The organism is Paenibacillus mobilis (assembly GCF_058267595.1).
In genome coordinates this window covers 125,130-145,367 of sequence record NZ_JBZCMS010000009.1, presented here as the reverse complement: position 1 = coordinate 145,367, position 20,238 = coordinate 125,130, and the positions used below count along the sequence as shown (strand labels likewise).

Sequence of the window (20,238 nt, the reverse complement as noted above, 5' to 3'; positions counted from 1 at the left end):
TGCCTGTAGCGCCGAGCGAAGAAGACAGTTATAATGGGGTATCAGCTTGTCCCGCTGACACGGGTCTGTGTGCCGTCCGCACCCGCCGGTCAGCGGGATTTGGCCTGTATTTTTTGCAAATGAGGTGTTAAAGTGAACGGCCTTCAGGTGGCTAAAGTGCTGAACAATAATGTTATCATTGCTGATCATCCCGAGCACGGAGAAGTTGTAGTCATCGGCAAAGGCGTCGGCTTTAACCGCAAGCCCCGAGAAATGATACCGCTTAAATCGGTGGAGAAACTGTTCATTTTGAAAAATGCCGCCGAGCAGGAGCAGTATAAACAGCTCGCGCTCGAAGTGGATGAGAAGCTCATCGAGGTGCTGAACGAAATATTGCTTTACGTAGCCAGACACAGCCAAACCCCGTTAAATGAACATATTCACATCGCATTGACGGATCATATCGCTTTTGCCATTAAGCGGGCGGAACAGGATATCGCCATTCATAATCCGTTCCTCTTCGAAACCAAGGAGATTTATCCGGAAGAATACCGTTTGGCGGAATATGCCATCAACATGATCCGCGAAAGAATGGGCGTAGACCTTGGACAGGATGAAATCGGTTTTGTCGCGCTGCATATTCACAGCGCCATGACCAATCAGCATATCACTGAAGTTAAAGCGCATTCACAGCTCATTTCGGATCTCGTGGACATGATTGAGCAGCAGATGAATTTTTCGGTCACCCGCGATTCGCTGGATTATGCCAGGCTGCTGACTCACCTGCGTTTTGCGATCGAACGTATCCGGCGCGGGGAGAAAGTCCATGAGCTGGGCAAGCTGGAGGAAGTGCTGAAGGAAGAATATCCGGAGCTTTACGATCTGGCCTGGAAGCTGACCAAGGTCATGGAGAAAAGGCTGCACAAGCCGGTTTACCAGGCGGAAATCAGTTACCTGACCATGCATTTGAACCGTATAGTTCCACGTCATGTAATTTAATGCTTGCGCAACCGGTACCAAGGTGCTATACTGCTGTCGAGGCAAGACAAGAACTTAATAAACGTGCGTGTTACTGATTCGATCAGGCATGAGTGTACAAAGTTTGCTGATTGTACTTTTCCATTACGGGGTAAGATAACCGTAGTTAAAGTACATAAGGCATAGGCTTTGTTAACTCATGCCTTTTTTGATGTTCTTGTTTAACCAACGAAACAGCGGCGCTTCTGCTTTTAGACGGCATGAAAGCGGATGCTTGATCACATTTTTTAGGAGGATCTATATGTTCAAACGTTTCTTTGGCGTTTTGCAAAGAGTCGGTAAAGCGCTGATGCTGCCGGTAGCGATTTTGCCGGCCGCCGGTCTCCTGCTCGGGATCGGGAACATGCTTGTTAACCCGGATTTCCTGCAATACGTTCCGGCTCTTAACGCGCATTGGATTCAAACCCTTGCCAATGTCCTGATGAACTCCGGTCAGGTTGTATTCGATAACCTCTCCCTGCTGTTCGCGGTTGGCGTAGCGGTCGGTTTGGCCGGCGGCGAGGGCGTAGCCGGGCTTGCGGCGATCGTAGGTTTCCTCGTAATGAACATTACGATGGGGACGGTCATGGGCGTCAACGATTACGTATTGTCGCTTAATGATCCGGCTTATGCCCGGGTGCTCGGCATTCCAACCCTCGTTACCGGCGTGTTCGGCGGTATCATTGTTGGTGTGCTGGCCGCAACAATGTATAACAAATATTTCAAAATCGAGCTTCCTTCTTACCTCGGCTTCTTCGCGGGGAAACGTTTCGTACCGATTATGACCGCTGTGTGGGCTTTGGTCGTCGGGATCATCATGTCCTTTGTATGGCCTCCGATCCAAGACGGCCTGAACTATGTTTCGCACAGTATGATCGATACGAACCTGACGCTTTCGGCGTTTATTTTCGGGGTCATCGAACGTTCCCTGATTCCGTTTGGCCTGCACCATATTTTCTACTCGCCGTTCTGGTTCGAGTTTGGCGAATACACGAATAAAGCGGGCGAAGTGATCCGCGGCGACCAGCACATCTTTATGGCTCAGCTGCGCGATGGCGTTCCGTTTACCGCCGGTACGTTCCAGGTTGGTAAATTCCCGTTCATGATGTTTGGTCTTCCGGCTGCGGCCTTAGCCATGTACCACGAAGCCAAACCGGAAAACAAAAAGATTGTCGGCGGTTTGATGCTGTCCGGCGCGCTGACTGCGTTCCTGACAGGGATTACCGAACCGCTTGAGTTTTCGTTCCTGTTCGTAGCGCCGCTGCTGTTTGCGGTTCATGCGATTTTTGCCGGCTTGTCCTTTATGATTATGGAACTGCTGAACGTTAAAATCGGGATGACCTTCTCCGGCGGTTTCATCGACTTTATGCTGTTCGGGGTAATTCCGAACCGTACACACTGGTGGTGGGTTATCATCGTCGGTCTGTGCTTCTCCGTGGTGTATTACTTCGGATTCCGTTTCGTTATCCGGAAGTTCAACTTGAAAACACCAGGCCGTGAGGATGCTCCGGCAGATGCGGACAAGGATGGCGCGGCTTCAGGGCCGGTTTCTACCGACGATCTCCCGCATAACATCCTGACGGCGTTCGGGGGCCCAAGCAATATCAAACACCTGGACGCCTGTATCACCCGTCTGCGGATTGAAGTTAACGATAAAACAAACGTCAACAAAGACCGACTGAAACAGCTCGGCGCATCCGGCGTCCTGGAGGTCGGCAACAACGTCCAAGCGATCTTTGGTACCCGTTCTGATACGATTAAATCGCAAATGGCCGATATTATGAGCGGCAAAACGCCTGCTCCGGCTCCAGCGGCCATGAAAGCCGAAGAAAAACCTGCAGTAGCCGAGCAGGAAGCGGCTAAAGACGGAGATGCGCTGGTTAACGAGGATATCGTCGCTCCGGCGAACGGGGAATTGATGGATATCACGCAAGTGCCGGACCCTGTATTCTCTGAAAAAATGACGGGCGACGGTTTCGCGATCCTGCCTAGCGACGGAACGATCTGCTCGCCGGTTTACGGTAAAGTGTTTAACGTATTCCCGAGCAAACACGCCATCGGCATCATGTCCGACGGAGGCAAGGAAGTCCTTGTCCATATCGGCGTAAACACCGTGAAGCTGAAAGGCCAAGGTTTTGAAGTGCTTGTCAACGAAGGCGATCTGGTCGCTGCCGGGCAGCCGATCCTGAAAGTGGATTTGGAATATGTGAAGGCAAACGCACCTTCCATCATTTCCCCGATCATTTTCTCGAACCTGCCTGAAGGCGCAGCGGTAACGCTGAATAAGAAAGGCGAAGTGAAGTCCGGCGAAGCCAATATTATTACCATCAAGTAAAAATTTGCCTGCAGGGAAATTTGAAATTCAGTTTCAAATGTCTTACTATGATGGACATGAAATATAACTAACTTATCGAAAGTGAGAGGATTATACATGGAGAAAACATTCAGAATCATCGATGAAGACGGTATCCACGCACGTCCGGCAACTGCACTGGTAAATACAGCTAACAAATTCAAAGACGCTGAAGCTTTTGCCGAAGCCAAAGGCAAAAAAGTAACTTTGAAATCCATTCTGGGCGTTCTGTCCCTGGGTCTTGAAAAAGGTGACAGCATCACTCTTTCCGCTACCGGCGCAGGTGAAGCTGACGTAATCAAAGCGCTCTCCGATGTTATGATCAACGAAGGACTCGGAGAAGCAGAATGATTAAAATCGAAGGTATCGCAGCTTCGGCAGGTGTGGCTATCGCACCTGCCTTCAAGCTGGAGCATCCGGATTTCACGGTTCAGCAGCGCAGCGTTTCCGACGTTGCCGCTGAGGTAGCCAAACTAAACGAGGCTCTCGACAAATCGAAAGCCGAACTTGAAGCGATTAAAGAGCGCACCCTTCAAGAGCTTGGCGCCAAGAAAGCCGAAATCTTCGAAGCTCATCTGTTGATTCTAAATGATCCAGAACTGATTAGTCCGGTTGAGGACATGATCCGCAATGAGATGGTAAATGCCGAATATGCGTTGAACGAAACGGCTAACCAGTTCATCGCCATGTTCGAAAACATGAAGAGCGCTTATCTGCAGGAACGCGCAGCGGACATGAAGGACGTAACCAAACGCGTCCTGATCCATCTGCTTGGTTTGAATTACGTAAACCCTGCCGAGATCAGCGAGGAAGTGGTTGTGATCGCCGAAGACTTGACGCCATCCGATACCGCTCAGTTGAACCGCAAATATGTCAAAGGCTTCACGACCAATATCGGCGGACGTACTTCCCACTCCGCCATCATGGCCCGTTCGCTGGAAATTCCGGCCGTGGTAGGAACCAAGGAAGTGCTTGCCAAAGTCAACAGCGGCGATTTGGTTATCGTTGACGGTTTGGACGGCAAAGTCATTATCAACCCTACGGATGAGCTGGTTGCCGAATACCGCAGCAAACAGGAGAAATACCAGCTTCAGATTGAAGAGTGGAGAAAACTCCGCGACCAGGCTTCCGTTTCCGCCGACGGCATTCACGTCGAGCTGGCGGCCAACATCGGTACGCCAAACGACGTTGCAGGCGTGCTGGATAACGGAGGCGAAGGCGTCGGTTTGTACCGGACGGAATTCCTTTATATGGGCCGCGACAAGCTTCCTACCGAAGAAATCCAGTTTAACGCCTATAAAACCGTGCTGGAGAAAATGGAAGGCAAACCGGTCGTGGTCCGCACGCTGGATATCGGCGGAGACAAAGAGCTCCCTTACCTGGATTTGCCTAAGGAAATGAACCCGTTCCTCGGCTTCCGCGCCGTTCGTTTGTGCCTGGACCGGACGGACATTTTCCGCACCCAGCTTCGCGCCCTGCTTCGTGCCAGCGTTTACGGCAACCTTCGGATCATGTTCCCGATGATTGCTACCCTGGACGAATTCCGTCAGGCTAAAGCGCTGTTGTCTGAAGAGAAAGACAAATTGATTGCCGAAGGCATCGAAGTTTCGGATGAAATTCAATTGGGCATCATGGTGGAAATTCCTTCTACAGCGATCATCGCGGATCAATTTGCGAAAGAAGTCGATTTCTTCAGCATCGGCACCAACGATTTGATTCAATACACCATGGCGGCGGACCGGATGAACGAACGCGTGTCCTACTTGTATCAGCCTTATAACCCTGCGATTCTTCGCCTGGTTAAGATGGTTATCGATGCAGCGCACAAAGAAGGCAAATGGGCCGGCATGTGCGGCGAAATGGCCGGCGATTCAACGGCGATTCCGCTGCTGCTCGGTTTGGGACTGGATGAATTCAGCATGAGCGCGACTTCCATCCTCCCGGCTCGTTCGCAAATTTCGAAACTGTCCAAAGCGGACATGGAGGAGCTTGCAGCCAAAGCATTGACTATGCAGACAGCGGCTCAAGTCGTTGAACTGGTTAACAGCATCGACGCTTAAGCTTCTGACGATTGCTTATATTTTTAATAGCTTTATCCGTTTTTCTTTCTTTTTTAATCGTTTTTATCCAACACACACATGTTAGCGGCTTTTGCCGTGCCGGCACCCCAGGGTGCCGGTTTTTTTGTTTTTAGAAGAATAGAAGTTCCAAAAGATTAAAAGATTAAAGCAAAACGGTTAGATCAGCTCCAAAACGGGTATTAAATAGGATAAGGCTGCAAAAAATAACTTGGATATGCAGAATCAGCCATTTCAGCGCGAATCTCATTTCGCTTACATTTAGGAGGTCGATGAAAGATGAGTTCTGGTCATAACGTTACTTTGCAGGCACAAACAAGAACCGACATGACAAATGGAGGCCTTCGCAAGCTTCGGCAGTCCGGCCGTGTGCCGGGTGTCATTTACGGGTCCCAAATCGAAAGCCAGCAGCTTTCCGTCGATGAGAAGGAACTGCTTAAAGTGGCCCGGAAAGGCCGTACGGAATTTTTCCAATTGAAGCTGGAGGGCGGAGAAACGCTGCCCGCATTAATTAAAGATATTCAGAAGTCCAAAGGCCAGGTCGCCCATGTCGACTTCCAGCATGTTTCCAAAAACAAGCCGATCCGGGTCAGCATCCCGGTTCATTATCATGGTACGGCTGCAGGCACCAAAGAAGGCGGCATCCTTCAAACGCTCCTCACGGAGCTGGATGTAGAGGGCCTTCCTGATGATCTGCCGGCGGGCATTGAAGTGGACGTAACGAATCTCGGCGTGGGCGATAAGCTTACCGTGGCCGAGGTTTCGATCCCGCAGGGCATCACGCTGCACGTTCCGGAAGATACGCTGCTGGCTTCCATTGTTGTGCCTCGCGGCGCCGATCTGGATGAGGAAACTGAAGCAGAAGGCGGAGAGGCAGCGGCGGAAGCTGCTCCTGAGGCTTCAGGAGATGAAACCGCCGAGGAAGCGAACGCTTAACGAGACGTTTGTTTAATGAAACGTTGAATAAGTAATGGACAAAAGGCTGCCCAATGGGCGGTCTTTTTGTTTTTTTGGGCTAAGAAAAAGACAACAACGCTTCCCGCCTTCTGATTCTTCAGCCGGCTTATTGTGACAGAAGCCCATTGCCCTGCATATGATGCGAGCAGAAGAATGTTGAGAGGAGAGAACAGCTTGAAGAAAGGAAAAGCTTCCAAACCCCGCGCCGGGAAGACGGCTGTTTCAGGCTATCGGGCTTCTTTTAATGAATTGGATTTAATCGAGAAATTGAAAGTAAGAACGGGTTCCGAAGAGAAAAAAGAGCTGCACCTGCACCAAAGTGCAGTGTCTGAGCTTCCGGTTCAAGGAAAGGCCAGCGTTCCCGGATCTTCACAAACGCATACGCCGGCCGGCCAGGATGCCGTGAAGCCGGAAGAGGGGCCGCTTAAGCTTGAGGGTTCCGCGCAGGGGATTAATGAAGAGAGATCCGTAGAGCCGGTAAATCCGCATGCAGATATGGTAAAAGAACAACGTGAAATTTCAGGCGGTGCTGCGTTCATTTTCAGTGACGATATTGCGGACCACTCGATTACCCGCGAGAAAATCGCGCCTAACACCGTTGATTCCAGCCGCCTGAAGCAGGGCTCCATCGATACGGCGTGGATTGCCGATTTTGCCGTAACCTCGATTAAAATTGACGACGGGGCCGTAACTTCGCGCAAAGTCGCGAAAGACTCCCTGACCGGCGAACATTTGGTCGAAGGCTCCATACAGGGCAGTAAGCTGGCTAATGGCTCCGTTGACGGCTCCAAAATTACGGACGGGTCGATCACTCCTGACAAGCTGGCCGAGAAATCGATCAGTCCCGATCACCTGGCCGACGGGGTTATCCAGAGCCGCCATCTCAGCGACATGCTGATTTCCGCGGATATGCTTCAGGACCAGTCCGTTGACGGCAGCAAAATCAGCAGCGGAACCATCACCGCCGTCCATCTGGTTAACGGTTCCATCAACACCTCCAAACTCGCTGACCAGGCAGTCATCACTTCAAAAATTCGGGACGGGGCGGTAACCTCCGATAAAATCGGGCAAGGCGCCATCACCGGCGATCATCTGGCGGAAGGGGCTTTTTTCACCAAACATCTGCAGCCCGCGAGCATTACGAAAGAACTTCTGGCCAACCGCAGCGTCGGGAGCGCCCAGCTCGAAGAAAACGTAATAGACTCCCAGCATCTCAAAGCATCGGCCGTATTGTCCCGGAACCTTGCTGAGGGAGCTGTAGAAGGCCTCCACATTCAGGAGTCCGGCATTGGCGAAAGACATATCGGCACCGGGGAAATTAACTCCCGCCATATTGCCGACCGGAGTGTCCTGCAGGCGAAATTGTCCGAACAATCCGTAGGAACGCTGCAGCTGGTCGACCAGTCCGTGACCTCCTCCAAGATTGCGGATCAAAGCGTTCTGGCGGTCAAACTCGGGGATGAGTCGATTCTTAAGAGACATATTTCCAAAGCAGCGGTGCAGAGCAGCCATCTCGCCGATTCGTCGGTGGCTTCGCATCACTTGCAGCAGGACAGCGTGATGGAGAAACATATCGGCACATCGGCCGTCAGTGAAAGGAACCTGCAATCGGGCTCGGTCAAATCCAAAATCATCGCTTCCCGTGCCGTTCAGCAGGATCATATTGCCGACGCCGCCGTGGGCCGTCAGCAGCTGCAGGCTTCCAGCGTAACCGAAGACAAACTCGCAAACGGTTCCGTTACGGCCAAAAAATTAGCGCCGGGCAGCGTGGAGAGCGGGGCAATCGCTTTTTTGAGCGTGACCGACCAGCATTTGGCTCCTCATTCGATCCAGGAATTCCATTTTTCCGAAGGAGCCGTTGATTCGGCTGCCATTCGTTCGGCCGCGGTAACCGGGGATCATATCGAAGAGGGAGCGATCTCGGCGAACCACATGGGCAGGGGAAGCGTGGGGACCGAAGCCATTCAAGAGCAGTCGATTTCGTCCCGCAGCCTGCAAAAAGAAGCCGTGCAAAGCCACCATGTAGGCAAACAGCAAATTTCCTCCTACAATCTTCAAGATTATGCCGTAACCTCGCTTAAATTATCGCCGGAAAGCGTCTCGACGGATAAAATCGGCGAGGCGGCCGTGACAGAGACCAAAATTGCGGATAAAGCGGTTGTTTCGCGCCATATTAACGAGCGCAGCATCGAAGGAATTCATCTGGCGGATCAGTCCGTTCAATCCCGGCATATCGGACGGGACAGCATTAGCGGCGCGCACCTGCAGGATGGAGCCGTTGATTCGAATCATCTCCGCGAAGAAAGCATTTTAAGCGAGCATGTGACGGATGGAGCGGTATCTTCCCGGCATTTAAACGAAAGCATCGTAAAAAGCATACACCTTTCGGATGAGTCGGTTTACGGCCGTCATGTGGCCAGAAACAGCATTGACGGTACTCATCTTGCGGATGGGGCGGTAAATGCCGGCCACCTAAACGAAGGAGTCGTAGGAAGCGCCCATCTTTCGGATGGAGCCGTGACCGGCCGCCATATCGCCGAAAACAGCATCGGCAGCCCGCATCTTACGGATCGAGCGGTTAGTTCGCGCCATTTAAACGAGGGCATCATTGAGAGCGTGCATTTTGGCTACGGAACCGTGAACGGCCGTCATATTGCCGGAAACAGCATCAGCAGCGTACATGTTACGGATCATTCGATCAACGCCCGGCATCTGAATAAAGGCATTGTGGAAAGCAGCCATATTGCAGATAAGGTCATAACTTCCCAGCATATCGCCGATCACAGCATTGCCGGGGAGCAGCTTGCGGACGGAGCGGTAAACGCCCGGCATTTGAATAAAGAAGCCGTGGACGGCAGCCATATCGCTGACGAAGCCGTAACCTTCCGCCATATCGCCGAAAACAGCATTGGCAGCGGTCATCTCTCGGATGGAGCCGTTAGGGCGCGGCACCTGAACGAAGGGATTGTGGAAGGGGCCAATCTAGCCGATGAAGCCGTAAGCGGCCGCCATCTTGCCGGAAACAGCATCAAAAGCGTGCATCTTACGGACGGAGCGGTCCATACCCGGCATTTGAACGAATCGATTGTGGAAGGCGCCCACCTTGCCGATGGAGCAGTGAACGGCCGCCATCTCACGGAGAACAGTATCGAAAGCGGCCATCTCACGGATGGAGCGGTCAAAACCCGGCACCTGAACGAAGGAATCGTGGAAGGCGCCCACCTCGCGAGCGGAGCGGTAAACGGCCGTCACATCATGGAAAACAGCATCGAAAGCGTGCATCTTACGGATGGAGCGGTCAAAGCCCGGCACTTGAGCGAAGGGATTGTGGAAGGGGCCCATCTTGCCGACGGAGCGGTAAACGGCCGTCACTTAACCGAGAACAGTATCGAAAACGGTCATCTTGCGGACGGAGCCATTAAAGCCCGCCATCTGAATGAAGGGATCGTCGAAGCCGCTCATCTTGCCGATGGGGCCGTGACCGGCCGCCATATCACCTTAAACAGCATCAAAAGCGTGCATATTACCGATGGATCGATCAATGCCCGCCATTTAAATGATGGCATCATAAGAGGCGCCCACCTTACGGATGGAGCGGTGAACGGGCGCCATATTATGGAGAAAAGCGTGGAAAGCGAGCATATTAAAAGCGGAGCTATCCATGCCTGGCATCTGGACGACAACATCTTCGGGGGCATTCATCTCAACGATGGAGCCGTTAACGCCCGCCACATCAACGAAAACAGCATCGAAAGCAGTCATCTCGCAGACGAAGCGGTCAAAGCCCGCCATCTGAGCAAAGGGATCGTGGAGAGCGCCCATCTTGCCGATGGAGCGGTAAACGGCCGTCATCTTGCCGAAAACAGCATCGAAAGCGGTCATCTCGCGGATGGAGCGGTCAAAGCCCGCCACCTGAACGAAGGAATCGTGGAAAGCGCCCATATCGCCGACGGATCCGTCGGCCCGCAGCACATCGGCAAAGAGGCCATTTACGACAGCCATCTTGCTTATGGCGCCGTAGGTTCCCTTCAGTTGAAAATGGGTGCCGTCGGAATGTCCCATATTTCCGAGTATTTGCGCGCAGAGGGCTTGCTGCCAAGCAAAGGGGTTACCGGCGACCAGATTCAGGAACATTCCATCGAAGCCAGACATTTGGGCAGCGGGGCCGTTCAATTGGACCATTTGGCTTTCCAACCGGTACAGAGCTTGCAGGGAGCGGTCATACAGCAGTTCGGCCAAACGGAATTCCGCTTTGAACCAAGTACAAATTCCGTGGAGTTCCATATTTTCTTCAAAAATCTTTTTCTGGACGACAGCTATATCCTCGTAGCCATGAGTAATTCCTCCTGCGTCCAGATTTCTCTGAAAAACAGGGAATGCGAATACGCGGTGCTGGAGGCCGTCAAGCAAAACGGCGTGGCCGTGGAGGGCGGTTTTGCCACCTGGATCGCAATCGGAGCTCCTGAAATGGGGCAATAAAGTGAACGAATAATCCACGGCATGCAAGGAGCCGGCAAACACAGGGAAAGCGGGAGAAGGCCGCCGTACCTGTGTTTGTTTTGTTTTTCCGGACCAGGATGAAAAGATTTGCACCAGACCCCGAAATGAGGCAGAATAGAAAGAAAGCCACTTACGATAAGTACATAGAAAGAAGGGATTGCAACTGAAACCGAAGAAGAAAACAAATCCGTATGCGGACCGGAAAAGAAAGGAAGAAGAGCGCCTCGCGAAGGAGCGCAAAAACCGCATTATCTTTTTCTCCGTGATCGGGGTAGTGCTGGTGGCGTTTATAGCAGCGCTTGTTTTCCGTCCTGACTCCTCCAATCAGACTGTCACCGCCGATTTTGACTACAGCGCGATGCCGGTGCTCGGGGATCCGAATGCTCCTGTTAAAATTGTGGAATACGGGGATTATCAGTGCCCGACCTGCCGCAATTTCAGTTTGAATATTAAACCTGACCTGGTGAAAAACGATATCGATACCGGGAAAGCCGCTATCTATTTCCAGGACTTTATCGTGCTTGACGGAAACGGCATCGACGATTCGAACCGGATGGCGCTTGCCGCCCATTCCATTTATCATCAGGATAAAGACTCCTTTTGGAAGTTTAACGACGCGATCTACCGAGAGCAGGGGAAGGAACAGACCGGATGGGCGACGACGGATGTCATCGTGAATTTGGCGAAATCGGAGAAACTGCCGATCGACTATGATAAACTGAGATCCGATATCGAGAACAAAACCTACCAGAGTGAAGTGGATGCAAGCCTTGACCAGGCGGACAAGCTTGGCCTGCAGGGCACTCCGTCTTTCTTTATCAACGGCAAGCTGTATAACGGGAATTATTCGTATAACGATATTCACCAAGCTATCGAAACGGCGAGCAAAGGAGAATAACAGGTATGGATCAACTCCAAAGCCGTTCCTTATTTAAAGAATATGCCTTGTACATGGCCTGGATTGTGGCGATTGTCGCGACGGCCGGAAGCTTGTATCTCAGCGAGATTTTACATTTCGAGCCCTGCCGGCTGTGCTGGTTTCAGCGGATATTCATGTACCCTCAGGTAATTTTGCTGGGCATTGCCGCTTACCGGAACGATAGAAAAATCATTCCTTATGTGCTCCCGCTGAGCATTATCGGCGGCTGTATTTCCATTTATCATTATTCGGAGCAAAAAATTCCGGCCTTGGCGAAAGCCTTGCCCTGCCGGGTCGGCGTTCCTTGCAATAAGGATTATCTGAATTTTCTCGGCTTTATTACAATCCCTTTATTGGCTTTAATCGCTTTTATCCTGATCAGCGTTTTCCTGTATATGGGCAGATCCGAACGTTCGGATTCGGCGGATCAGGATTCGATGCTGCAAACCGGCATGTGATAACAAATAACCGGCTTCTGCTTTTGCAGAAACCGGTTATTTTAATCCAAACCAAACTTGCGGATCTGGTCCCACAATCCTTCCTGGGCTAAAATGGCCTTTTGTTTGGGGCCGATCAGATCGAAATGCGGAAAAGGCTGGCGCCTGTGAATATATTTTGGATTTAGTCCTTGTTTGACGCACCAGTTCTCAAGCTTGGCCAGATCGCTGCAGCCTACCTTCGTGACGGTTTTGGCCTCAGGGAAACGTTCGTCAAGCCAATAGTGGGTCAGAAACGCGATTTCACCGTCCGCGACGCATTTTTTCCACGCTGCTAATTGTTTTCTGTCTATGCCGAAAGCCATAGTCCTCATCCTGTCTTTAACGGTTGATTGAAGTTTTTATTATCGTATCACATTATATCAATTAAGGCTTTTAAGTAAACGGCCAATCGGGCAGAATGGGATTAGGCTTGAAACTTTTGGGTTATAAATTCGTAAGTAAGGTGGGGGTGTTTTCAATGAGAAATTACAGAAATTACAGAAATTATATAATGGTTATTCTCGGTTTGATGCTCATTGCGGCCTTAACGGCCTGTGGAAAAAATACGACGGATAAAAGCGGTGCGGAGCCGTCGCCAAGCGGCAGCGTATCCCCCTCTCCGGATGCCGGAGCTTCGGCTGCGCCGGAGAATGCCGACGGGATTCTGAAGGGAACGGGCGAATATCAGGGCCAGGGAGACACCACTTCTATTGAAATTACGGTAGACGGCCAGCCGGTTGTATTCCAGCTGGGAGCTTTGGATGATTCGGTATTGAATGATTTGCAGCCTGGAGACCAGGTTCAGTTTCAATATACAGAGGAGCCGGTGGAAGGCAGCTCCGACGTCAAGGTACGGACTTTGACGCAAATCGGCAAGGCGGAAGCGGGTGGAGGCTCCGGGGCCGCTGAAGGGAGCGCTCTACCGGAGACTAAAAACTTGAGCGTAATGCTGGAAGGCAACCAGGAGGAACGTCCCGCCAAGCTGGCTCAAACGGATGACTACGCGATTTACGTCCCGAATGGTTTTTCGTTTGATAAGGAAAACAACAAGCTGTCGCTGACCGCGTATCCCGATTATTTTGCGACGATTACGAAGCAGCCTGCCGACTACAAAGTGGAATACCTGAAGTTCGAAGCGGACCAGGAAATCTCCGATGTCGGCCGTGTGAAGGAGCTGCAAGGCAACGATATTCCTGAAGCGATGAGAGATGCTCAGCTGGTGATGGTTGCTAACGGCTCGGTGAGAGTCAAGCAGTACATTGTCAAACAATTTGGCGGTCAAGGCTACGTTTTCCGGCTTGAGATCCCGGTCGGCGAACCTTCCGAAGGTTTTGAACCGCTTGCTTATGCGGCTTTGAATTCTTTGGTCAACCTGAAATAAGCAGAACAGGACTGAATATTCAGCAATTAATTGAAGGATTGGGAAAAATAAAAAAACCGTCTTCTCCGTGAAAGGCGCCTGCTAAAATTAGATTCCATCTAACTTTCGGGCAGCCCTTCACCCCGGCTGTGCCGGCGGAGAGATGGTTTTTTTATTAACGGAAGGGGAGCTTAAAGGTGAATTTCGTTAATGGGTAAAGCCATTTTACGCCGCTCGCCGTTAAGGTATCGGCAATCAAATGCGAAGCGTAGCCCGCTCCCGCGGTCAAAGCGAGCCCTTCAATATCGAGCTCCTGCTCCATCCCTCGGCTGAGCAGATACCAGATCCAAAGCGCCCAAACGGTATGCGTCAGTCCCCGGTGTTTCAGCCAGGGCGCAATCAGAATAAAAAGGCCGAATCCAGCCATCCAGAGCATTCCCCAGGTTAATCCCCAAAAGGCAAGAGCAGCTCCGATAAGGCTTACCAGTGCATTGCGGATGAAACCTTCTTTTACGATCAAGGCAGGAAACAACGCACATGCGGCGGCCACGGTGAGCTCGGGATAAAAAATCCGGGATTTCAAATACAAAAAGGCAACCAGCAGACCAAGCAGCACCGCTAAGGTGATCATGGAGCGGTAAAGTGCTTTGGAGGCTTTGCCGATCTTGGAGCTCAGCATGCTGGGACCGTCCAGATCGGGCGTGAGCGAAGAAACGGCGGCGGCCGCTATGTAAAAAACGGAATCCGGCAGACGGAACGAATGATAACCGGCCGCTGCGGCGCCGATGGCGCAGCCGATGGCCAAATGGGTGGATCCTTTCATAATACCTCCTCTGACTGACTTCTTGAAGACGGAAAGAACATATGTTTGCTCTTTCATTATAGCCAGTTATTCAAGCGGCAACAAGAGAGGATATTAGAACCATTACATTTTTGAATATCTCCTCTTTAATTTTTGAATAGCTTCACCATTAATTAGGAATTGCAATATAAATAATTACATATTAAAATAAAACTATCGAACAGTTTCTGAAATTTTCATTTGTAAATTTACATCCTTAGTGAGGTGAGGACAATGACCACATTGGCTAAAGTACAACGGTTGAAGGCCTTTATGCCTAAAGAGCATCAAACGGTTACCCATTTTGTAGAACATGCGCTGGAATCGCTGGACGCCCTGGTCGAACAACAGCGGGAATTTAACGCGGCACAGGCTTTGTACGGAGAGAAAATCATCGGCTCGGAGGTTCGTGTATTCAACGAGACGGTGGCCCAGGCTAAAGCGGCGCTTCTGCAAACGCTGGAGAAAACAGCGGAGGATTTGTCCCACAAAGGGGATAAAAACTGGCGGGCGCATTTCAAAGACGGCGTGGAGTAACAGTAACGAAGCGCAGCATTCACAGCAATCATAGCGGCAAATACACTGGCAACAGGCCATTCTAAATATTGCGCACAACGCTGCCTCTTCCTTCGGAAGAGGCAGTTTTTTTATTTTTCTTAGATTAGGATTAAAGCTCGTTCCCCTTTTCTTATTGGAAATAGGGTTTTGATTCCCGAACTTTCCCCGGGATTTTCGACGGCAGAGTTCGCTCGGAAACGCCTTTTTATAAAAGGTTAGGGCCTATAATTAGACATTAGTTTGGAAAAAGTTTGTGGGAAATGTCGATCGGGACTCCGAAAAAGCAGGAAAAGACGCTGTTTTCCTAGAAAATTCAGGGATAGAAAGAAGCGGCAAAAATATTTGTTGTAAAAACGCAAAAAAGGGGTTGACGAGGATTCTACAAGAAAGTATTATTACTGATATAAGGTGATTTTCCTAAATTTTGGATGTTTACTCTTGGGCTGTTATTGAAGGGGGGGTTATTTGAAACCTGCAACTACGATACGCACAATGCTTGAACAGTATCTGAAAGAAACAGGAAAGTCTATTCACCATTTTGCGGAAATTTCCGGTGTGAATGCCGGAACCCTTAGTGCCATCATTAACGGTAACCGTCCTATTGCCATGGGGCAGCTGGATCGGATTACAGCCGGGATGGGGCTTGAGGAAGGCAGTTTTTATGATTTGTATGTAGATGAATGTTTTGTTCACGCGGCTCCTAATTGGCGAAGATTAAAGCCGTTTTTATATCGTTGCGCGGAATTGGACAAGCTGGATTGCATCCGGCTGACGGTACGGCAAATGACAGACAATCTGTCCTATATTCCTGCGATTTTTGAAACGGCAGAAGATTTTTTTCGATTGGGCAGAGCGAAAGCGGCAGAAATTTTATACAGAGTTGTGGCAGAAAGCGAGAAATATCAGCATTCCGAACGTTTGGCCTTGGCCCAGTACCGGTTGTTTACCATTATGGTTGGACAAGACCAGCAGGTGAACCATCGGACAGCCGTTCAGTTCGAGCCTTATGTTGACCGGTTAACGGAAGAACAGCAACTGGATGCATTGAAAGATTTAGCTAATGTATACGCTTCGCTGCAAAACTGGGACAAGGTAAACGATTTGGCGTCTGAACTGGGCTACCGGGCAGCTATTCAGTACGACCATGTGTACGATAATAAGAAACTCGCCGATCAGCCCCGCGAAACCGCATATCCGTTATTCCTCTATATTTTATATGCCTATTTGCTGCAGTCAGCGGTTTGTGAGGAACGCGGCGAATATGTCGAGGCCCTGCGATTTGTTTCCTTGTACAGCGACTTGAGCTGGGTGAAGGAAACGGATGAACAGTCTCTGAGGATCATGGAGCAGTACAGGGGATTGGCTGAAGTGAACACTTATTTGTACGAGCTGATGATGGGCAATGTAACGGTCTTAAACGATTATGTTGAGTACATCGAATCGAAGGAGGAGGAAATCCTCCCGGCATTGGTCAAAATCGTGGAAGCGGCTAACCGTTTCGGGATGAACCTGGATGAAACACTGGCCAGGTTCGACGGCCACATTGCTTCTTATGAGGAGATCAATAAGGCCACCGGAACTTATACCCAGCAGATGGTAGCGGACCGGTACATGAATTTGATGATCGAACTCGCTTATTATTATCTCCACAGTGATCGTTATGAGAAAGGCATTGCCTGCATCCTCAGCAGTTTATCGTCGGCTGTCTTCATTCACAGCAATACAGGAATCATTAAGTGCGTCGGATTGTTTGAAGTATTCAGGGAATATGCAACTCATCAAGCTGAAACAACCTATAAAACACTAATTAAAAAGGGAGCGATTCTTAATGAAAAGAAATTTGGCTGTTCTGTTGTTCTCCGTTAGCGCGTTTGCGGTTTTGGCTGTTTCTGTGATAACTCCTTTGACTCACGGTGTAGGCGCATTTTAGTTGATAGTCACGCATATGGAATCAGAGAAGGAGTACTCCTTGAAGAAAGGAGTGCTCCTTTTTTTAATTATCCGAAACACAGGTATATGTTTGGGAGTAGCCAATTTCCAAAAATTGCTTGTATTATGCACAAACTGTAGTTCACTAGATTTTGGCAATATATCCTAAAATATATCATTGGAGGTGGGAGATGATGAATGAACCGGCGATCATCCAAAATAGAATAGAAAAAGCCCGTTTAAAATTGAATCAGATGGAGAAAATTTACGGATTGGGTGACACGAAAGTCATCCAACAATCGATGTATTTGGACGAGCTGATTAATGAATATATGCAAATGTTTCTTGTACAGATGAAATAATAGTCCTACTAATAGATTAGCAAGAGAAGCAGTCACGCGCTCATTCAATACAGGGCCGGCCGATTAGGGATGAATGAATACTTCATGTATAATAAGTTTAATTAGGATGTGAAGTCATCATCTATTTCAGAGGTGCGGCAGCATGAAGAATTCAAAAGTAAAAACAACCGTGGATACTGCCTTGATTTTATCGGCGGCGGGAATGCTGGCGTCTTTCCCTTTCCGGGAACATTGGGCCGGCGGTGTTCTTTTCTCGGCTTTTAATGCGGCGACGATCGGCGGCCTGGCGGATTCATTTGCAGTGGGGGCTTTGTTTGGCAATCCCTTAAAAATAAAATGGCCGGCCTTTATGGGAACCCGGGTAATTGAAAGGAATCGCTTAAGGCTGATTCAGGAATTGGGCCATATGGTCCAGCATGAGCTGCTGACCACCGCCAATATTCGAGCCCGGCTTAACGAATACAGCATTTCGGCCATCCTGATCGAATATTTAAGGGATCATGGAGGGCAGCGGCATGTGACGGAAATCGCGGAAAGGCTTGCGGCAGAGCTGGCGTCGAAGACCGACGAACACGAATTGGCAGCGGGGCTGCAGGAATTGCTGTTCAGCAACGCTGAAGCCTTCCAGCTGGCTGACCTTGCTGCGGATCTGGCGGAGTGGACGATTCGTAACGGGTACGATGAGCCCATCATCAGCTTTTTGCTGACGGAGCTGGTCCGGGTCGTTCAAACAGAACGGTTTCGTCTTATTTTGGAACACTTGGCGTCTTCAGCTCTTGCTTCTTATGAAAACGGAAAATTCCGGCGCCAGTTTGTGAATCTGGCTGCAGGTCTGGAACCGGAGACGTTAAGCGGGAAAATTCAGGCCCAAATTGCGGACTTCCTGACAGAAATGAAAGCGGCCGATCATCCGGAGCGGGCAAAGCTGAAGCTTAAGCTGGAGCAATATGCCTCGAACTTAAGAAATGATCCTGACTGGAGAAGTGCGATAGAACGGAGCAAAACCAAACTTCTGCAAGCCATGAAGGAACATGTGCGGTTGGACCGTTTCGTCCGGGGGCTGCTGGATTCTCTGATTCACAGTACGCCGGAGGGGGCAGACCAGAGCCGGGAAAACGCTTCGGAGGTTGTCAGCTGGATCGGACGCAAGGTCGATCAGAGCATCCGTAAATTCGAATCCGATGCGGAGCTGCTGCGGCGTTTCGATGAGGCGGTGAAGGATTTTCTTCTCCGGTGGATCGAACAAAAGCACAGCTTTATCGCCAAAGTAGTAACAGACAAACTTCATACATATTCCGAAGAGGAACTGATTGCACTGGTACGGGAAAAAGCCGGCAAGGATCTTCAATATATCCGTTTGAATGGATTGGTCATTGGCGGATTCATTGGTGTGCTGCTCTATTTCATCTCTTTTGCAGTGGGGGGGACAACCCATTGAAGATGAAAAGAAAAGCTAACCTGAGTTTGCTTTTACTCGGCTTTTTATTTGCGGTCTCTTTGGTCTGCACCTCTTATTATCCTCATTTGTGGTGGCCCAAAATGCTTTTGTATGCTGCGGAAGCGGGGCTGGTCGGCGCATTGGCGGATCTTTTTGCCATTACGGCCTTGTTCAGGCACCCGTTAGGGCTTAAGATTCTGCCACACACCGCGATTATCCCCAAAAACCGCGACAAGCTCGTCGAAGGAGTAGTGACGATGGTCGAAGAGCAGCTGCTGAGCAAGCCTATTTTAAAGGAAAAGGTACAGCAGGTTCATCTCGTGGATTTGGCGGTTTCGCTGGTAGAACGCGGAGGCAGCCAGAAACTTCTGGCCGAGCAGGTTTGGGGACTGGTCGTAACCTTGGCCAAACAGGCGAATGTGCCCGGGCTGGCTGTCAAGCTGGATCAGCAGCTGCGGAGCAGCCTGCAGTCGGCTGACCTTTCTCCTTATGCGGGGCGGGGACTACGTTGGCTGCTGGACCATACCCCATTTCAGGCACTGTTGACCCAATTGGTGGATTTGGCGGCGGACCGGATTTCCGGAGAAGGAACCAAACAGCAGATCAAAGACCTGCTTAATAAAGAAAAGGATCATATGCTGAATACGGGCAGCACTTTCTCGAAATGGTTCAAGAAAAGCCTGTTCGAAATCGCGGAATCTTCCAATGCGTTTAACCTTGATGATGCGGCCGAGGTGCTGTATGATGATTTGCAGCGCTTTATGTCGGAGCTGCGCAATCCGGAGCATGAGCTCAGGAAGCTGGCCACGGAAATGCTTTATAAGCTGGCCGGCGAATTGGAGACACGCGAGGAGCTTTCGGATAAGCTGAACGACTGGAAAAATGAGCTTCTTGATAAAATTTCTCTGCTTCCGTCCATTACCGCTCTGTTGACGCATCTAAGAGACAGGCTGGTGAGGAATGCGGAGGTTGCGGATACAGCTCGAGGCGAAGAGGCGGATGAAGGTGAGATGGCCTCAGATACAGCGTTAGATATGACGGCGGATGCAAGAGCAGAGAAAACATCAGATACAGCCGGTGCGGATGAACTTGCGCTGAAGGCGCTGCCGTTATCGGCAGAACCAATCAAAACGTTTATTACGAAATTTGTGCTTGGTTATTGGGATTGGTTTAAGCAAGATCGTGAAATCAAAGACTGGCTGGAAGGGTATGCGCAGCAGTTCGTCAATAACATGATCGAGACCGAACATGGCCTGGTGGGCCAAATTGTACGGACGACCTTAAATGATTTTACAGAGGAGAGATTGACCGATTTTATTGAAAGCAAAGTGGACACGGACCTGCAGCGGATCCGGCTGAACGGCGCTTTAGTGGGCGCTGCGCTGGGAGCGGCTTTTTATCTTCTGCTGAACGGCGTTTATAAACCTTTGCTGGACTGGTTCGGGGTTTGACAGAGAGAGGGGAAAAA

The 20,238-nt window shown here is 50.3% G+C and carries 16 protein-coding genes; 14 read left to right on the top strand and 2 right to left on the bottom strand.

Translation table 11 applies throughout. The features are described from left to right. Window positions 1-132: 132 nt before the first annotated feature. The 8 genes from glcT to AC3ZPD_RS16975 all read left to right on the top strand — a co-directional run bounded on the left by glcT (window position 133) and on the right by AC3ZPD_RS16975 (window position 12,261). Entirely contained in the window at window positions 133-978 is an 846-nt protein-coding gene (glcT, locus tag AC3ZPD_RS17010) for a glucose PTS transporter transcription antiterminator GlcT (RefSeq protein WP_490985479.1), read from the top strand. Window positions 979-1,258: 280 nt separating this feature from the next. After that, entirely contained in the window at window positions 1,259-3,331 is a 2,073-nt protein-coding gene (gene ptsG, locus AC3ZPD_RS17005) for a glucose-specific PTS transporter subunit IIBC (RefSeq protein ID WP_490985478.1), read from the top strand. Between the two features lie 96 nt (window positions 3,332-3,427). Next, a complete protein-coding gene (locus AC3ZPD_RS17000; RefSeq protein ID WP_490985477.1) occupies window positions 3,428-3,700 on the top strand; it encodes an HPr family phosphocarrier protein in 273 nt (90 codons plus the stop codon). Continuing rightward, complete coding sequence (gene ptsP, locus AC3ZPD_RS16995) at window positions 3,697-5,409, top strand: phosphoenolpyruvate--protein phosphotransferase (RefSeq protein ID WP_490985476.1); 1,713 nt, start codon at window positions 3,697-3,699, stop codon at window positions 5,407-5,409. Before AC3ZPD_RS17000 ends, ptsP begins: the two co-directional genes overlap by 4 nt. Before the next feature lie 297 nt (window positions 5,410-5,706). After that, window positions 5,707-6,363: a 50S ribosomal protein L25 gene (locus AC3ZPD_RS16990; protein WP_490985475.1), complete on the top strand. Its 657-nt coding sequence runs from the start codon at window positions 5,707-5,709 to the stop codon at window positions 6,361-6,363. 195 nt (window positions 6,364-6,558) lie between these two features. Next, window positions 6,559-10,863 (top strand): WIAG-tail domain, encoded by a 4,305-nt coding sequence (locus tag AC3ZPD_RS16985; RefSeq protein ID WP_490985474.1) that lies wholly within the window; start codon window positions 6,559-6,561, stop codon window positions 10,861-10,863. Between the two features lie 178 nt (window positions 10,864-11,041). Beyond that, entirely contained in the window at window positions 11,042-11,782 is a 741-nt protein-coding gene (locus AC3ZPD_RS16980) for a DsbA family protein (RefSeq protein WP_490985473.1), read from the top strand. 5 nt (window positions 11,783-11,787) lie between these two features. Continuing rightward, window positions 11,788-12,261, top strand: a complete 474-nt coding sequence (locus AC3ZPD_RS16975; protein ID WP_490985472.1) for a disulfide oxidoreductase — start codon at window positions 11,788-11,790, stop codon at window positions 12,259-12,261. Window positions 12,262-12,302: 41 nt separating this feature from the next. Here AC3ZPD_RS16975 and AC3ZPD_RS16970 read toward each other — a convergent pair whose 3' ends face one another. Beyond that, the gene (locus AC3ZPD_RS16970; RefSeq protein ID WP_490985471.1) at window positions 12,303-12,605 is read right to left on the bottom strand and encodes a hypothetical protein; all 303 of its coding nucleotides are present in this window, start codon (window positions 12,603-12,605) and stop codon (window positions 12,303-12,305) included. A 155-nt stretch (window positions 12,606-12,760) separates the two neighbouring features. On the opposite strand from AC3ZPD_RS16970, the gene AC3ZPD_RS16965 reads away from it, so the two are divergent. Then, entirely contained in the window at window positions 12,761-13,663 is a 903-nt protein-coding gene (locus tag AC3ZPD_RS16965; RefSeq protein ID WP_490985470.1) for a DUF8580 domain-containing lipoprotein, read from the top strand. Between the two features lie 154 nt (window positions 13,664-13,817). Here the strand turns inward: AC3ZPD_RS16965 and AC3ZPD_RS16960 are convergent, their stop codons facing one another. Continuing rightward, window positions 13,818-14,465: a metal-dependent hydrolase gene (locus AC3ZPD_RS16960; protein ID WP_490985469.1), complete on the bottom strand. Its 648-nt coding sequence runs from the start codon at window positions 14,463-14,465 to the stop codon at window positions 13,818-13,820. A 252-nt stretch (window positions 14,466-14,717) separates the two neighbouring features. Between AC3ZPD_RS16960 and AC3ZPD_RS16955 the strand changes: the two genes are divergently transcribed. The 5 genes from AC3ZPD_RS16955 (at window position 14,718) to AC3ZPD_RS16935 (ending at window position 20,221) form a co-directional block, all read left to right on the top strand. After that, window positions 14,718-15,020 carry a hypothetical protein gene (locus AC3ZPD_RS16955; protein WP_490985468.1) on the top strand — a complete coding sequence of 101 codons (303 nt, stop codon included), beginning with the start codon at window positions 14,718-14,720 and terminating at the stop codon, window positions 15,018-15,020. A 486-nt stretch (window positions 15,021-15,506) separates the two neighbouring features. Beyond that, window positions 15,507-16,907, top strand: coding sequence for a transcriptional regulator (locus AC3ZPD_RS16950; RefSeq protein ID WP_490985467.1), 1,401 nt, complete (start codon window positions 15,507-15,509; stop codon window positions 16,905-16,907). Between the two features lie 254 nt (window positions 16,908-17,161). After that, on the top strand, window positions 17,162-17,332 hold the full coding sequence (locus tag AC3ZPD_RS16945; RefSeq protein WP_490985466.1) for an aspartyl-phosphate phosphatase Spo0E family protein: 171 nt from the start codon (window positions 17,162-17,164) through the stop codon (window positions 17,330-17,332). Between the two features lie 142 nt (window positions 17,333-17,474). Then, window positions 17,475-18,770: a DUF445 domain-containing protein gene (locus AC3ZPD_RS16940; RefSeq protein WP_490985465.1), complete on the top strand. Its 1,296-nt coding sequence runs from the start codon at window positions 17,475-17,477 to the stop codon at window positions 18,768-18,770. 2 nt (window positions 18,771-18,772) lie between these two features. Next, on the top strand, window positions 18,773-20,221 hold the full coding sequence (locus tag AC3ZPD_RS16935; RefSeq protein WP_490985543.1) for a DUF445 domain-containing protein: 1,449 nt from the start codon (window positions 18,773-18,775) through the stop codon (window positions 20,219-20,221). The last annotated feature ends 17 nt before the right edge of the window (window positions 20,222-20,238 follow it).

Excerpts from the sequence above, each read along its gene's own strand:
- AC3ZPD_RS16990 (WP_490985475.1), top strand. The coding sequence starts at position 5,707 with ATGAGTTCTGGTCATAACGTTACTTTGCAGGCACAAACAAGAACCGAC.
- AC3ZPD_RS16965 (WP_490985470.1), top strand. The coding sequence starts at position 12,761 with ATGAGAAATTACAGAAATTACAGAAATTATATAATGGTTATTCTCGGT.
- AC3ZPD_RS16975 (WP_490985472.1), top strand. The coding sequence starts at position 11,788 with ATGGATCAACTCCAAAGCCGTTCCTTATTTAAAGAATATGCCTTGTAC.
- AC3ZPD_RS16940 (WP_490985465.1), top strand. The coding sequence starts at position 17,475 with ATGAAGAATTCAAAAGTAAAAACAACCGTGGATACTGCCTTGATTTTA.
- AC3ZPD_RS16955 (WP_490985468.1), top strand. The coding sequence starts at position 14,718 with ATGACCACATTGGCTAAAGTACAACGGTTGAAGGCCTTTATGCCTAAA.
- AC3ZPD_RS17000 (WP_490985477.1), top strand. The coding sequence starts at position 3,428 with ATGGAGAAAACATTCAGAATCATCGATGAAGACGGTATCCACGCACGT.
- ptsP (WP_490985476.1), top strand. The coding sequence starts at position 3,697 with ATGATTAAAATCGAAGGTATCGCAGCTTCGGCAGGTGTGGCTATCGCA.
- AC3ZPD_RS16945 (WP_490985466.1), top strand. The coding sequence starts at position 17,162 with ATGATGAATGAACCGGCGATCATCCAAAATAGAATAGAAAAAGCCCGT.
- AC3ZPD_RS16960 (WP_490985469.1), bottom strand. The coding sequence starts at position 14,465 with ATGAAAGGATCCACCCATTTGGCCATCGGCTGCGCCATCGGCGCCGCA.
- AC3ZPD_RS16970 (WP_490985471.1), bottom strand. The coding sequence starts at position 12,605 with ATGGCTTTCGGCATAGACAGAAAACAATTAGCAGCGTGGAAAAAATGC.
- AC3ZPD_RS16935 (WP_490985543.1), top strand. The coding sequence starts at position 18,773 with ATGAAAAGAAAAGCTAACCTGAGTTTGCTTTTACTCGGCTTTTTATTT.
- ptsG (WP_490985478.1), top strand. The coding sequence starts at position 1,259 with ATGTTCAAACGTTTCTTTGGCGTTTTGCAAAGAGTCGGTAAAGCGCTG.